General features: G+C 39.7%; 16 protein-coding genes. 11 read left to right on the top strand and 5 right to left on the bottom strand.

Annotation, left to right across the window (positions count from 1 at the left end):
- Positions 1–829, top strand: an 829-nt coding sequence (locus tag Q9Q35_RS11520; RefSeq protein ID WP_304653496.1) for a Rib/alpha-like domain-containing protein, incomplete at its 5' end; no start/stop codon positions are given.
- Positions 830–1,004: 175 nt separating this feature from the next.
- Here the strand turns inward: Q9Q35_RS11520 and Q9Q35_RS11515 are convergent.
- The 3 genes from Q9Q35_RS11515 to Q9Q35_RS11505 form a co-directional block, all read right to left on the bottom strand.
- Entirely contained in the window at positions 1,005–1,478 is a 474-nt protein-coding gene (locus Q9Q35_RS11515) for a universal stress protein (protein WP_304653495.1), read from the bottom strand.
- Positions 1,479–1,550: 72 nt separating this feature from the next.
- Entirely contained in the window at positions 1,551–2,438 is an 888-nt protein-coding gene (locus tag Q9Q35_RS11510; protein ID WP_304653494.1) for a CPBP family intramembrane glutamic endopeptidase, read from the bottom strand.
- 57 nt (positions 2,439–2,495) lie between these two features.
- Positions 2,496–3,242 carry a deoxynucleoside kinase gene (locus tag Q9Q35_RS11505; RefSeq protein WP_304653493.1) on the bottom strand — a complete coding sequence of 249 codons (747 nt, stop codon included), beginning with the start codon at positions 3,240–3,242 and terminating at the stop codon, positions 2,496–2,498.
- Positions 3,243–3,483: 241 nt separating this feature from the next.
- Here Q9Q35_RS11505 and Q9Q35_RS11500 point away from each other — a divergent pair, with 241 nt between their 5' ends.
- The 4 genes from Q9Q35_RS11500 to Q9Q35_RS11485 all read left to right on the top strand — a co-directional run bounded on the left by Q9Q35_RS11500 (position 3,484) and on the right by Q9Q35_RS11485 (position 7,298).
- Positions 3,484–3,960 carry a nucleoside 2-deoxyribosyltransferase gene (locus tag Q9Q35_RS11500; protein WP_304653492.1) on the top strand — a complete coding sequence of 159 codons (477 nt, stop codon included), beginning with the start codon at positions 3,484–3,486 and terminating at the stop codon, positions 3,958–3,960.
- 151 nt (positions 3,961–4,111) lie between these two features.
- Positions 4,112–4,339, top strand: coding sequence for a transcriptional regulator (locus Q9Q35_RS11495; RefSeq protein WP_304653491.1), 228 nt, complete (start codon positions 4,112–4,114; stop codon positions 4,337–4,339).
- Between the two features lie 158 nt (positions 4,340–4,497).
- On the top strand, positions 4,498–6,645 hold the full coding sequence (locus Q9Q35_RS11490; protein WP_304653490.1) for an ATP-dependent Clp protease ATP-binding subunit: 2,148 nt from the start codon (positions 4,498–4,500) through the stop codon (positions 6,643–6,645).
- Between the two features lie 104 nt (positions 6,646–6,749).
- Complete coding sequence (locus tag Q9Q35_RS11485) at positions 6,750–7,298, top strand: 5-formyltetrahydrofolate cyclo-ligase (protein ID WP_304653489.1); 549 nt, start codon at positions 6,750–6,752, stop codon at positions 7,296–7,298.
- A gap of 90 nt (positions 7,299–7,388) precedes the next feature.
- Here Q9Q35_RS11485 and Q9Q35_RS11480 read toward each other — a convergent pair whose 3' ends face one another.
- Complete coding sequence (locus tag Q9Q35_RS11480) at positions 7,389–8,834, bottom strand: amino acid ABC transporter substrate-binding protein/permease (RefSeq protein WP_304653488.1); 1,446 nt, start codon at positions 8,832–8,834, stop codon at positions 7,389–7,391.
- 179 nt (positions 8,835–9,013) lie between these two features.
- Between Q9Q35_RS11480 and Q9Q35_RS11475 the strand changes: the two genes are divergently transcribed.
- Positions 9,014–9,769, top strand: coding sequence for a flavodoxin family protein (locus Q9Q35_RS11475; RefSeq protein ID WP_304653487.1), 756 nt, complete (start codon positions 9,014–9,016; stop codon positions 9,767–9,769).
- A gap of 89 nt (positions 9,770–9,858) precedes the next feature.
- Here Q9Q35_RS11475 and Q9Q35_RS11470 read toward each other — a convergent pair whose 3' ends face one another.
- Positions 9,859–11,043 carry an ROK family transcriptional regulator gene (locus tag Q9Q35_RS11470; RefSeq protein WP_304653486.1) on the bottom strand — a complete coding sequence of 395 codons (1,185 nt, stop codon included), beginning with the start codon at positions 11,041–11,043 and terminating at the stop codon, positions 9,859–9,861.
- Positions 11,044–11,340: 297 nt separating this feature from the next.
- On the opposite strand from Q9Q35_RS11470, the gene Q9Q35_RS11465 reads away from it, so the two are divergent.
- The 5 genes from Q9Q35_RS11465 to Q9Q35_RS11445 all read left to right on the top strand — a co-directional run bounded on the left by Q9Q35_RS11465 (position 11,341) and on the right by Q9Q35_RS11445 (position 14,701).
- Positions 11,341–12,627, top strand: coding sequence for a PTS sugar transporter subunit IIC (locus tag Q9Q35_RS11465; protein ID WP_304653485.1), 1,287 nt, complete (start codon positions 11,341–11,343; stop codon positions 12,625–12,627).
- Positions 12,628–12,629: 2 nt separating this feature from the next.
- A complete protein-coding gene (locus Q9Q35_RS11460; RefSeq protein WP_304653484.1) occupies positions 12,630–13,529 on the top strand; it encodes a haloacid dehalogenase-like hydrolase in 900 nt (299 codons plus the stop codon).
- A 12-nt stretch (positions 13,530–13,541) separates the two neighbouring features.
- A complete protein-coding gene (locus Q9Q35_RS11455) occupies positions 13,542–13,859 on the top strand; it encodes a PTS sugar transporter subunit IIB (RefSeq protein ID WP_304653483.1) in 318 nt (105 codons plus the stop codon).
- A 10-nt stretch (positions 13,860–13,869) separates the two neighbouring features.
- Entirely contained in the window at positions 13,870–14,187 is a 318-nt protein-coding gene (locus Q9Q35_RS11450) for a PTS lactose/cellobiose transporter subunit IIA (protein WP_304653482.1), read from the top strand.
- Between the two features lie 94 nt (positions 14,188–14,281).
- Positions 14,282–14,701 carry a YSIRK-type signal peptide-containing protein gene (locus Q9Q35_RS11445; protein WP_304653481.1) on the top strand — a complete coding sequence of 140 codons (420 nt, stop codon included), beginning with the start codon at positions 14,282–14,284 and terminating at the stop codon, positions 14,699–14,701.
- Positions 14,702–14,760 lie beyond the last annotated feature (59 nt).

The raw sequence follows: 14,760 nt of genomic DNA, 5'->3' as shown, positions 1-14,760 counted from the left end.
AGGCGATCTACCACCAGGTACGAAGTACGAATGGAAGACCCCGATCGATACAACTACACCAGGAGAAAAGACGGGCACGATCGTAGTGACGTACCCAGATGGCTCGACTGATGAAGTAACAGTGACGATCAAAGTAGGTACCGATGCAGATGTCTACGAACCAACAGGTAAAGACATCACAACACCAATAGGTGGAATGCCAAGTGCAGAAGAAGGTATTGCAAACAAAGGCGATCTACCACCAGGTACGAAGTACGAATGGAAGACCCCGATCGATACAACTACACCAGGAGAAAAGACGGGCACGATCGTAGTGACGTACCCAGACGGCTCGACTGACGAAGTAACAGTGACGATCAAAGTAGGTATGGATGCCGATAAGTATGAACCTATCACTAAACCAGTTGAAGTTATCCAAGGGCAAGTGCCAAATGCAATGGATGCGATCGCTAACTTGGGCGAACTTCCAACTGGCACAAAAGTTGAGTGGGTCCAAACACCAGATACCTCAAAAGTGGGTACATTCAAAGCCTTAGTCAAAGTGACGTATCCAGACGGATCTTTTGATATCGTTGAGACCACGATCACAGTCAAAGCAGCTACAACTGCGACAACAACTACACCTAGCCAAAAAGAAGAAGCTCCAGTCGTAGCTACGACGGCTAACAAGCAAACAACATCAATGCCAAGTGCTAATAAGACTGAATTACCACAAACCGGTGATACAGACGAACAGAAAGCAAAAGCATTGGGAGCAGCTCTGACAGGTTTAGCTGGACTTGCTGGCTTGGGTGCACTGAAAGGCAAAAAGAAACGCAAAGAAGACTGATATTAGCTGATTTTTGACCATAACGTAAAAGACATCTTCAAATTCCAACGTTCGGAATTTGAAGATGTCTTTATTTATCATGGAAATACTAGTTTTTTAGTTTGTTCTAATGGCAAGGCTACGTAAGAGCAATGACAAAAAATGGTATGAGATCTTCATCCATACCAAATTCGCATTATTTTAGATTTTCTGCGGTCGAACGAGCGACCAAAACATCACATTTTGCAGCTCTTGTGACATGGGATGCCACTGAACCGGTTACGATCCGATGTAAGAAACTCTTACCAGTCGAACCAACGATGATCATGTCAATGTTGTATTCGGGCTGGAAATCTTCGGTGATCACGATCTTAGGATTGCCAAAACGAATATGGACATTGATCTGATCGGTCGTAAAACCGTGCTTTTCAATGAGTTCTTCACGCAATTTGAGTAAGTAAGCTTCGTTTTCTTGTTCGATCCGATAGATCTGTTCCCCGTCTAAAGCGATCCCGGCGCCACCGTATTCGAGTGAATTGAGGTCTAAGACACGCAAAATATCTAAATGAGCCTTATTTCTTTTAGTTACATCGATCGCAGTTTTCAACGCTACTTCGGAACCCTTAGAACCATCGATCGCTACTAATACACGTTCATAATTAAGTGCCATCATGCATCACCTTACCTTTATTTCTTTATTTAATGATACTCCCTTGGCTCAAAGATCTGCAAGCGATATCCCTTACTTGAGTGGGGTCAAACCGCTTATCATTTCCCATAGACAGATAGCAAGCAAGATGTAGAAGGGTAAATTGCAGACAGCGGCTTTTATGACTGTACGATCAACTGGGGCGAGTAATTTGTATTGGCGCATTCTAAATTTGCGCCAGAGATAATATAGGCCTAATAATGCCAGCCCGCCGATAATGACGATGTTTATGCTAGTAGCTATATTTTCTGGGAAAAGTCTCAAAAAGCGATCCATCAGATCAGCTAAGACCATATTATTAAAAATGTGGACATAGATCGCGTATTTCAAACCGTATACAACAGCGATGTATCCTAAAAGTATCCCTAAAATGAATGCGAAAGGTGTCTGGACGATGTTGCCATGGTAGATTCCAAATAAAAAGGCTGAAAAAATAATTGCAAAGCGGGTGCCATAGCGTTTGAAGTTTTGCAGGAAAAAACCGCGAAATAAGATCTCTTCTCCAAACGGAGCTAGAAATGATCCATAGATAAACATCGAGAGCGTTTCAGTGGCTCCAGTGGCACTTTCTTCTTGGCTTTGGGCGCTCAGATGAAATAAGTTTAAGAGCATCTCGATCAAAGCACTATTGTAGCTGAAAATGACCTGCGTCAGACCTAAAAAGCAGACCCATTGAAAAAATTCTTGTGCAGTTGGTTGACGATAAACATCAAAAAAGTGGCGTTGTGTCTTTTTATTCGTAGCGACAAAGATGATGAACAATTCGGCTGCGACTGCAAAAAAGTACGGGATGCCACTTTTATCGGTATCTTTTGGATCTAAGATGATAAGTGCTTCTAAAATAGCGATATTGAATGTTATTAAGCAGGCAAGACCGACCCAAAGTGTCTTTTTGAGATCTTTACATCCAGTTTTTTCCATATAACAAAACCTTCTTCCATAAAAAATAGAGCTGAGAAAGTGCTCTCAGCTCTATTATCACCCAACTTCATTTAATAATTCAAGATGTTGTTTCTTTAGTTTGGCAAGTTGTTCTTTACTGATCTTGTTTAGTTCGTAAAGTTTTTCTTCGACTTGTTCCAAGACTGCGATCCGATCAGCCACACTGCCAACAAAATCGTATTTGTCGCCATCAATGATCAAAAGTGGCGAAGAATCGTATTCTTCCATCCAAACATCGTAATGACGTAAGAGACGTTGGTAGTATTCAACTAAGGAAGGATCACGTTCGACTAGTTCGTAATCCCGACCACGTTTTTCGATACGCTTTAACATTGTATCGTAGGACACTTTGATCGTGATCATCAAATCAGGTGACTTCTTATGGGAAGCAAATGGAAGTTCTTCCATCATATTTGAAAGTAAGCTCTTGTAGATGTCGTATTCGACTTCAGTTGCGTTGCCCATTTCGGTGTTCATCTTCATGAAGATCTCGTCTTCGTAGATCGAGCGGTCCAAGATATTGTTGTCTTCTTGCATAGCAGCCTTGATCATCGCAAAACGGCGGTTTAAGAAGAATGTTTGCAAGAGGTAGGCATATGGGTTAGTTGCATCTTTATCGCCAGCAGCGCGCTTTTTAGCGGCGATCTCGTTACCTTTGTAGAAGATAGGTAAAACGGGGTTATCTTTGACGGGTTCGTAATATGCTTTAGTGCCTAATTCTTGAGCTAAGATTTCGGTTAAACTCGACTTCCCAGAGCCGATGATTCCTGATAGTGTGATCAAAATGATTGAAGCATCCTTTCCTATAAGATCTGGTTAGTGTTAAATTATTTAAGTACCTCTACAATCATACTCGGAAATCGATCAAAAATAAAGCTTATCTTGTGTTTTTTTAAAATTAACCACAACATGTTGTGGGAGTAGGCTTATTGAAGATAGCATAGATCGATCCGATAATAATAACTTGCTTTTGCTGATTTTAGTCACGTATACTGAAAATATACTTAGTTTAGGAGGCCACAAAATGAAATCTGTATATCTTGCATCACCGTTTTTTAGTCCAGCTCAAAAAAGACGGATCGCTAAAGTTAAAGCTGCTTTGAGCAATAATAAAACGATCGATCCTAAAAATATCTTTATTCCCCATGAACATGAATATAAAGCAGCTGAATTTGGAAGCTTTGAGTGGCAAAAAGCTACTTTTGGCCTTGATACTAATCAGATCGATGCTAGCGATGTAGTCGTAGCGATCGTGGACTACAAATTAGAAGAGACTAAAGAAAACGAACCGGATTCAGGGACAGCCTTTGAGATCGGTTATGCTTATGCGACCAAGACCCCAGTGATCGTTGTGCAATTTGATCCAAAAAAAGAAGTCAACTTGATGATCGCCCAAGGTTTGACAGCTTATTTTGATGTTACAAAAGAAGGCTTAGTAGCTTTGGAAGAATATGATTTTGACGAATTGATGCCAAAATTCTGTCCGCGTCCTGTGATCTAAATAAGTTTGCCTAACTCCTACTTGTGGTAGGGGTTATTTTTTTACTTACTACTTAAAAATAAAGTTTAAAAATATATTTCACATTTGTGGTATTTTACACTTGTAAAGTATCACAAATGTGGTATAATTATTTTTGTGGAGGTGAGAACCAATGGAGATCGACATCAAAGGTTACCTGCGTGAAAAGGAATTGAGTATTTATGAGGTATCCAAGAGGTCGGGTTATGGTTATACGACCCTTCATAAATCGTTTAACAAACAACAAACTCGTGCAACTTCCTTGAATTTGCGTGATCTTGATGCCTTAGCTAGGGCACAACATGCAACGATGTGGCAAGTTTTGCAAGAGCTAGAAGAAAACTATATGAATTGGAAGTAATGTAGTATTGCGATTTATGATTTAAAAAGCTCTGGTTGATCGCTTGGGCTTTTTTCTGCAGACAAGTGTTTTTGTTTGCAATGTAAAATTATAAGTTGTATATTACAAGCGTTATAAATTTAGAAAATTATTTAAGTAAAAAAAGTGAGGGATTATTTATGGCTAGATATACAGATCCATTTGGAGACATGGACGACATTTTTAATCAATTATGGGGTAACAACGGTTTAAGTTCAGAAAGTAGCCGTTACATGATCAATGGCCACGAAGTTACACCTGAAGAATTTAGACAATATCGTCAAACAGGTCGCTTGCCAAACCAAGCACAACAACAAGCTGCGATGCAACAACAAGCTGCAATGCAACAACAAGCCGGCCAACAAGAAGGTAGTGTTTTGCAAAAGCTAGGTCGTAATTTGACACAAGATGCACGTGAAGGTAAGTTAGATCCAGTTGTTGGACGTAAGAAAGAGATTCAAGAAACAGCTGAGATCTTGGCTCGTCGGACGAAGAACAATCCTGTTTTAGTTGGGGATGCTGGTGTTGGTAAGACAGCTGTTGTTGAAGGCTTAGCACAAGCGATCGTGAACGGCGATGTACCAGCTGCGATCAAGAATAAAGAGATCGTAAGTATTGATATTTCTTCACTTGAAGCTGGGACACAATATCGTGGTAGTTTTGAAGAAAACATCCAAAACTTGGTCAATGAAGTCAAAGAAGCTGGTAACATCATTTTGTTCTTTGATGAGATCCACCAAATTTTAGGTGCTGGTTCGACCGGTGGTGATAGTGGTTCGAAAGGATTAGCTGATATTTTGAAACCTGCATTGTCTCGAGGCGAAATTTCAGTTATCGGTGCAACGACACAAGACGAATATCGTAACACTATTTTGAAAAATGCTGCTTTAGCACGGCGTTTCAATGAAGTTGTCGTTAATGAACCTACACCAGAAGATACTTTCAAGATCTTGGAAGGTATCCGTAAACTTTACGAAGACCACCACAATGTTGTCTTACCAGACGATGTTTTGAAAGCAGCCGTTGACTTATCAGTACAATATATCCCACAACGGACATTACCTGATAAAGCGATCGACTTAGTAGATATGACTGCTGCTCACTTAGCATCACAACACACAGTTACAGATGCTAAGCAGATCGAAGCCCAGATCAAGAAAGCTAAAGATGAACAACAAGCTGCTGCTGATAAGGAAGATTACGAAGAAGCTTTGAATGTTAAAGCTAAGATCGATGAATTAGAAGCAAAATTAAACAGCAATTCAGAAGCACAAAAAGTTACAGCAACAGTCGATGATGTAGCTCAATCTGTTGAACGTTTGACAGGTATCCCTGTATCTAAGATGGGTGCAAGTGACATCGAACGCTTGCGTAATATCGAAAGCCGTTTGAAGGGCAAAGTTATTGGCCAAGATGAAGCTGTTGAAGCTGTTTCACGTGCTATCCGTCGTAACCGTGCTGGCTTTGACGATGGTAACCGTCCAATTGGTTCCTTCTTATTCGTTGGGCCTACAGGTGTTGGTAAGACAGAATTAGCTAAACAATTAGCTTATGACATGTTTGGTAACAAAGATGCGATCATCCGCTTAGATATGTCCGAATACTCAGATCGGACAGCTGTTTCCAAGTTGATCGGTACAACAGCAGGTTATGTTGGCTATGATGACAACAGCAATACTTTGACTGAACGTGTTCGTCGTCAACCATACTCGATCGTTTTGTTAGATGAGATCGAAAAAGCTGATCCACAAGTTATCACCTTGTTATTACAAGTGCTTGATGATGGTCGCTTAACAGATGGTCAAGGTAATACGGTCAACTTCAAGAACACAGTGATCATTGCAACTTCAAACGCTGGCTTTGGTAACGAAGCTTTGACAGGCGATGAAGAAAAAGACGAAGAGATCATGAAGAAGTTAGCTCCATACTTCAGACCTGAATTCTTGAACCGTTTCAACGCGGTCATCGAATTCTCACACTTGACTAAGGAAGACTTGCATCACATCGTTGACTTGATGTTAGCTGATGTAAACCGCAACTTGGCTAAGAAGGGCTTAGACTTAGAAGTTTCTGAACCTGCTAAGGAATTCTTGATCGAACAAGGTTACGATGAAGCTATGGGTGCTCGTCCATTGCGTCGTGTCATCGAACAACAAATTCGTGATAAAGTAACTGACTTCTACTTGGATAACATTGATGTTAAGCATCTAGAAGCCGATATGAAAGATGGAGTTTTAGTTATCGCCGAACGTAAAGAAAATGCTGATGAAACAGAAGCAAAAGACTAAAATTTCTCCTAAACAATGAAATAACACACTTAAGCAACCGCCAGTTATTGGCGGTTGCTTTTTTTGTATCGAGTAGCTTATGCTTGAGGTGAGGGGGGATACTGATGCAGACTAAAATAGAATTTCGTAAACGACAATTAAAAAAATTAGCCAGTGCGACGCTAGAGACTAATGCTTCTGGAAGTAAGTTGGCAGAAAAATTATTTACTACAGACATTTGGCAACAAGCGCAAACAGTAGGGCTAACGATGGCAGGCGAACTTGAAGTACCAACTGAGGCGATAAGTATTCAGGCTAAACGTGAGGGGAAAAAAGTTTTTTATCCGCGTACGTTGCCGAAGCGCCAGATGGTCTTTTTACCAGCAGACATAGAAAAAGATTTTGAGATGAGTAAGTTTGGTGTCTTAGAACCTAAATATGATGCTAAAAAAGTTCAAACTGATATAGATCTTTTGATCGTTCCGGGCATAGCCTACGCTTTGGACAGCAAGATCCGCTTAGGTTTTGGTGGAGGTTACTATGATCGCTATTTAAAAGATTTCCCAGGAAATACTGTATCTTTGGTAGCTCCAGCAATGGCTTATCCAACGGCACAGTGGTCAGTAGATGAATATGATGTTCCACTCCAAACTGTGATCACGCTGACAAACTAAAAATTTAGTGCCATATAAATAGCGCGGGCCCCCACCAACATCATGGTGGAGCTCGCGCTATTTATTAAGCAACATGTTTTGTGTTACTCATTATTTCATTTTCTTTTGAACGTAATTTGATAACCAAGTCAAAAGTGTGATGATGATCAGGTAGATCAAAGCGATGATCGTCCAAACTTTGAAGCCTTCAAGGTTGCGGGCGATGATGATCTTACCAGTCTGGGTCAATTCTAAGATCCCAATGATCGAGAGGATCGAGGTGTCCTTTAAAGTAATGATGAATTGGTTGACAAAGGATGGCACCATGATCTTGAGCCCTTGTGGCAAGATAACTTTACGCATTGCAGTACTAAATGGAAGCCCTAATGAACGGGCGGCCTCCATTTGACCCTTGTCGACAGCTTCGATCCCACCTTTGACAAAGGCTGCTGTATAAGCACCTTCATTTAACATCAAGGTGATCACCCCAGCAACAAAGGCTGGGATCTTGACCCCTGTCAGCGATGGGAGTCCATTATAGATGAATAAAGCCAGTACCAGTAGTGGTAAACCACGGAAAATATAGATAATGGTGGTGGAGAAACCTTGAGCAAATTTATTTGGTAAGATCCCGAGCAATCCAATGATCACCCCGAAGACCGTTGCGCAAATGATCCCGATGACAGTTAAATATAAGGTTTCGCCCAGACCCTTTAACAAGGCTTGGCGATTTTGTTTTAGTAATCCGAAAAATGTTCGCTCACTATTACCATCTTTTTTGGCATCTTTTTGCGCAGCAACGGTTTCAGAGCTCAAATAACGATCAACGATCTTTTTATATTCACCATTTTGTTTGATCTTGGCCAGACCAGCATTGAACTTTTTGAGTAATTCTTGATTTTGGCCTTTCATGACGGCAAAACCGTAATAACCACCGCGAGCTGGCTTAGTAACGATCTTGAGTGCGGTCCCAGTCTTGATCGCATACTGCATTACGGGAATATCTTCAAAACATGCGACTGAATTTCCATTGACGACATCATTATACATATTGTCTGAGTCATCAAAAGTTACGGTGGAAAAACCGTACTTGTCTTTTAAAGACATTGCATATTCGCCCGCAGCCGTCCCAGTCTTGATCGCAACTCTTTTACCCCGAAGTTCTTCTAATTTATCGATCTTACTGTTTTTAGCGACTGCCATGACAAAACCCGTCTTATAATATGGCTCTGAAAAATCAAATTTTACTTTACGTTCATCAGTCATTGCCATTCCAGCCATGACACCATCTAACTGGCCTGATTGGAGTGATTGGACTGCGGCGTTAAAACCGACTGGCTTGATCTCAACTTTGAAGTTTTCTTCTTTTGCGATCGCTTTTAATAAGTCGATATCGATCCCAACATATTGATTGTCTTTATTGGCAAATTCAAATGGTGGATAAGTAACGTCAGTCCCGATCTGATAAATTTTTTCTGCATGCGCTGTAGTACTTAGACTGATGAAAAATAGACATGAACAGAGTAAACTAACAAGTCCAAATAGCTTTTTAGTCATAAAAATACCCCTTACAATGATATATATATTAATATACCATAAACAGGGTTTTAAAAATGGATAAAATTTTTAATTAATTATTTTAGTGGTCAGGCGAAAAAAGAAGGCAAAGGCAAGTGCTGTGCTATAATGAGAGCGGATGTGTCGTAATAAACGATATGATGAAAGAAGGGCGTAAGATGAAGATCATTGGGATCGCAGGCTGTTATAAACGTGATGGGATCACGATGCAGATGCTAGAGTCTGTTTTAGAAAATGTTGGACCAGAAAATGAAGTCGAACAACTTTATTTAGCTGATCATGCGATCTATCCTGGTAGTCCAGCACTAGAGGATATCGTTTTAAGCTTAAAACAAGCAGACGTCTGGATCTTGGCGGCACCAACATATTGGGGAGCTCTTTCTGGTGTAATGAAAAACTTTCTCGATTGTTTACGTCAGGTAAGTTTGCGTTTTGATAAGAGAGGAGATCCTCATCCGATCGAACCTTTTAGGCATAAGCACTATGTTTTACTGACGAACTGCTATGCCAAAACTTGGGAAAATGTCGTTGGTGGCACAACAGATACAGCTTTGCGGACGATGGACAAGGTCATGACGACTTTAGGGTTGATCAAAGTTGGTGAAGCTGTTCAGACCAATACATATTTTCTCACAGCTTTACCTATAAAAAAGCGATCTGAGCTAGAAAAATTGGGACAAAAAGCTGGTATTTCACAACGAAAGGATGATGAGACTGTGAGACGTTATATCGAATTGTTTTTCATTGTAGCAGGCATGGCTTTTCTCACGATGTTACTTCAAGCAGCTGTTTTACATATTTTAGGGCAAACATTGAATTTTTGGAATAATTATATTTCTTTTGTAATTATCTTCTTTATTTTATTGTCGTTAGCATTACGCTTTTTTACAGTCGTCAAACATAAGCGCAAATAAGTCTCATAGAAAACAGGCTAAAGATCACTCTAACGTCTAAGACGCAGATCTTTAGCCTGTTTTGGTATCACGATCTTAGCCAACGATCGTCAGAATTTGTTTAATAAAGTTTTGTTGAGAGCTAGAGCAGTTGCTCCGATCGAACCAGTGTAGATGTCAAAATCTTTAACAATAAATTTAGTTGTACTTGTCATAGATGAAAGCGATGATTCATAGCTCAATAACGATAAAAGCTGTTCTTTGATCATCGGTTCATTGAATAGCTCTCCGCGAATAAAGACTTTGCTTGAGTCAAGGATCATCGTCATATTCAACAGTGCTAGAGCAATGTAATTGATCGCAATATCTAATAGATGAACAACACCAGTATCTCCTAAGCGATATGCTTTTAGTAAAGTTTGTAAAGTAATATCTTTAGGTTCAGTTGCAAGTTGGCGTAAAAAAGTCTCGGTGGAACTTTCAAAGAGTAGCGCTGCTTTTTTTAAGAGCCAAGTCTCACTGGCATAAGTCTGAAGACAGCCACGTTTGCCACATTCACAAAGATTTCCTTGCAAAGAAACGCTCGTATGCCCGATCTCACCAACTAAGAAATTTTGTTTGCAAAAGATCTCACCACAGTGAACATATGAACAATAGATCCCACGTGAGAGGTTAAAGAAGAGAAAATTATCTTCTTTGTCAGGTGAGTAGAGCTTTTCTGAAAGTGCCATACAATTGACATTATTTGAGAAAAACACGGGCAAGTCGAAAGCATCGCTGATCAGATCTAGTGAAAAATTTTGCCACAAAGGGTTATTGGTAAGGATCTGGTCAGCTTTTATATAATTAAAGTGTCCGGGTAAAGCGACACCGATCGCTTGAACTGTAACTGGACTTGCAAGTAAAAACTCTTGGAGTTTATCGATAAAACATTCACTAGTCAGATGGATCGCATTATTTTCTACGGGATAGGCTACTTGAGAGATGATCTTACCTAAATTATCCGTCAAACTAAAGGTGTAATAGCGTTCAGAGATCTCGGCACCGATAAAATAACTGTGGTCATGACAGACTGAAAGCAGGATCTTTTTTCGACCTGCTTTATTTTTTTTGTCAAAAGTTTCACCGGCTTCATATAGTAGCCCGTCTTCGACCATTTGACTGGTAAGAGAGCTGACCGTTGCGGGGGTGATCTTTGTTTTATTGGCGATATCGATCCTAGAGATCGCACCATTGGTATAAACTTCATCCAAGATCTTAGCGCAAAGTTCGCGTTGCTTTTTTGTGAATGCCATATATTTTGAAGTCCTTTCGTCAAATTACCACTAAAAAATAATTTATTTTAAATAGTGAATATTAAATGTTATTGCTGATATTCCTTAATTATACTACGTTTTCTTGGTTTAGAAATAACTTTTTGATTCGTTCATTTTTATAACTAAATTGTTGACAAAAATCAAAAAAGTGTATTACAATTCATTTGTTGATAAATTATAATTAAACGAAGCTATATTAGGGGGTAATTATTTGTTTTTATAATTTATTAATTGAGTTAAGTAGATCATGTAAAAAATATAGGAGTTGAGTAAGAAATGAGTAATAAGGGTCAAAGTATTCAAGATAAATTGATGCCATTTGCGATGAAATTAGGCAACAATAAATTTTTAGTCGCGATCAGAGATGGGATCATCTTATCAATGCCATTGATCATCATTGGATCATTTTTTATGATCTTGGCAACTGGCTTTTCGATCCCCCCATTTGAAAAGTGGTTGACTGATGCTGGTATTGGTGCTTACCTCTATAAGGGGTCAGATAGTAGTTTTGGTTTGATCGGTCTTGTATCTAGTTTTGGCATCGCTTACAGTTTGGCGAAGCAATATAAGACTGACGGTGTTTCAGCGGGGATCGTCTCATTATCGTGTTTTATCGTGGTGACCCCATTTTTGACTTCAAATGATGGTAGCTCGATCTTGACATCATATATGACAGCACAAGGACTATTTGTAGCGATCATTTTGGGGTTGATCAACGGATATGTTTACCAATGGTTCATCAATAATGATATTGAGATCAAACTTCCTGATAGTGTTCCCCCAGCTGTATCTAAAAGCTTTAGTGCGATCATTCCTGGGGCAGTATTGGTGTCATTTTGGTTACTAGTATATAGCTTATTGGATCATTTTAAGTTGCCAGACATGCATTTATTAGCTAAAACAGTCTTAGGTGTGCCTTTGGGAATGTTAGGCAATAATATTTTTGGTGTTGTGATCTTAGTTTTATGTAACAGTCTTTTCTGGTTCGTTGGGCTTCATGGTGGCAATATCGTCAATAAGATCATGGAACCGATCTGGATCTCAAATCTAAATGATAATGTGCAGGCACATAAAATGGGTGAGCCTTTGCAACATATTTTTACGACTCCATTTATCAATAATTTCATTTATATTGGTGGTGCTGGGGCTACGATCGGACTTGTGATCGCTTTAGCTTGGATCGCACGGCGGAAAAAAGCTAGTCAACGTGCAAAAGCTCTATCACCGATCACGTTGATCCCAGGTTTTTTCAATATCAATGAACCGACGATGTTTGGGGTACCAGTTGTTTTGAATGTCTTATTGATCGTACCGTTTATCTTGGCACCATTGATGAATTTGTTGTTATCATATGCGGCAGTCAAAGTTGGGATCTTACCATTGATCTATGCTGAACCAGGTTGGACGACACCACCGATCATCAGTGGCTTTTTATGTACTGGTAGTATTATGGGCTCGATCGTTCAAATCATTTTGATCGTTTTAGATGTGTTATTGTATCTACCATTTATCTTGAATTTAGAAAAAACATTTAAACAAGAAGAAGCTAAAAGTGAGGAATAATAATGGTCAAACGTTTGATAAGTGCAGATACATCTGAAGTTTTACAGATGAGTGCACAAGAATTAAAGCAAAGTATCAAAGCTAGCGAAGGTCGTGTCGTCTTATCAGAAAATTTTGCTCCACGGGAATGTTTTGTTGAAGATATCACCAATGCAGAAGTTGCGAGTGCTTTTGGAGCGGATCTGTTATTGCTAAATGGAGTCGATGTGTTAGAGCCTAAGATCTCTGGTTTGACAGTCTCATCTTCTGAGATGATCACCAAATTACATGAATTAACAGGTCGTCCACTTGGTGTCAATCTAGAACCAGTTGATCAAAATGCACAGATGGCAGAAGATCGTTTGGATATCTCAGCTGGACGAAAAGCAACTTCTGATACTTTTAGACGCATTGAAGCTTTGGGTTTTGATTTTGTCTGCTTGACGGGAAACCCTGGGACTGGTGTGACAAATGCTCAGATCATAGATGCGATCGTGCAAGCTAAACAGGCTTTTTCTGGTCTGATAATTGCTGGGAAGATGCATGGAGCTGGAGTTGACGAACCAGTCGTTGATCTAGAAGTTACAGCCGAGTTGATCAAAGCTGGAGCAGATATCATCTTGGTCCCAGCAGTTGGAACAGTTCCTGGATTTACACAAGAGCAATTATGCCAAGTTGTTTCTCTAGTTCATCAAAAAGGTGGCCTAGTCTTATCAGCGATCGGGACGAGTCAGGAGAGTTCTGATACTGAAACGATCAAAGAGATCGCTTTACTAAATAAAATCTGTGGTGTAGATATTCAACACATCGGGGATGCAGGGTACGGTGGTGTTGCCCCCGTCGAAAATATTTATGAATTAAGTAAAGTGATCCGCGGTGTTAGACATACAGTTTCGGCGATCGCACGTTCGATCAATCGTTAGGGGGAAAATAAAATGGAAAAAACAACGATCATGTTAGCTTGTGCAGCTGGGATGAGTACGAGTCTACTCGTGACAAAAATGCAAGCAGCAGCAAAAGAACAAGGGATCGATGCAACGATCTTTGCGGTCCCAGTTTCAGAGGCTAAGAAGCAAACAGAAGATCAAAAAGTCGATGTGATCTTATTAGGACCACAAGTTCGCTTTATGTTAGATGAATTTAAAACAACTTTTGGTGAAAAGCAGATCCCAGTTGAAGTGATCCCAATGGGAGATTACGGTATGATGAATGGGAAAAATGTCTTAAATTTAGCGCAAGGATTGCTTAAATAGGGGAGAAAATATGGACGAAAAAACATTACAAGCTGTTATGGGTCTGATCATGTATGGTGGCGATGCTAAAAGTTGCGCAATGGAAGCTTTGAAGTTCGCTAAAGAAGGCGATTTTACTAAAGCTCATGAAAATTTAAAGCAAGCAAAGCAAGATCTAGCTAGTGCCCATAATGCACAAACGGAGATGTTAGCTAATGAAGCTAAAGGCAAAACAGCTCAGATGACATTGCTTACAGTTCATAGCCAAGACCATTTGATGACGGGGATCACTTTTGTTGATGTTGCTGAAGAATTGGTCGAATTGTACGAATATTTAGCTAAAAGATAACATACTATAAAGAGGCAGCGCTTGGTTCGAAAGTATCCAGCACAGCTTCTTTTTGATACGAAATAAAGAAAACGTTTTAAAAAGGAGAACTCAGATGGTTTCTAAGAAAAATAGACAACTGCAATTACAGCGACAAGCCATTAAGAAAAATCGGTACACGATCAAACGGTTAAGTATAGGAGTAGCTTCAGTCTTAGTCGGAGTAGGGCTAAGTTTTGGGGGAAATACGTTAGTAAAGGCTGATATGGCAGATACTAATATTGAGCAAACAGATAACAATGATCCTTTAGCACAGCAAAAGGAAGATAAAACGAGCACTCAAGGTATCTCAAACGATGTTATCCAAGATCCAGCATCTGAAAAGACAGCTGCAAGTTCTTTAGCAAATACAGCAGGAACCGATAAAGAGACGAGTGAAGAAAAAATTTCACAAGTACCCCAAACCCAAAATGTAGCTGATAAAGAGGCAACAACCACCGCAGCTACTGTGGAAAGTTCACACAAGATGCTTTAAATAAAGTAGATAATGGGAGCTTTGATGGCGAATATACGGCTAATAAAGATAGTTGGGAA

The sequence above is a fragment of the uncultured Ligilactobacillus sp. genome (genome assembly GCF_948826705.1).
GTDB lineage: Bacteria > Bacillota > Bacilli > Lactobacillales > Lactobacillaceae > Ligilactobacillus.
Note: the sequence above shows the minus strand (reverse complement) of the source record. Positions and strands in the feature narration are given on the sequence as shown.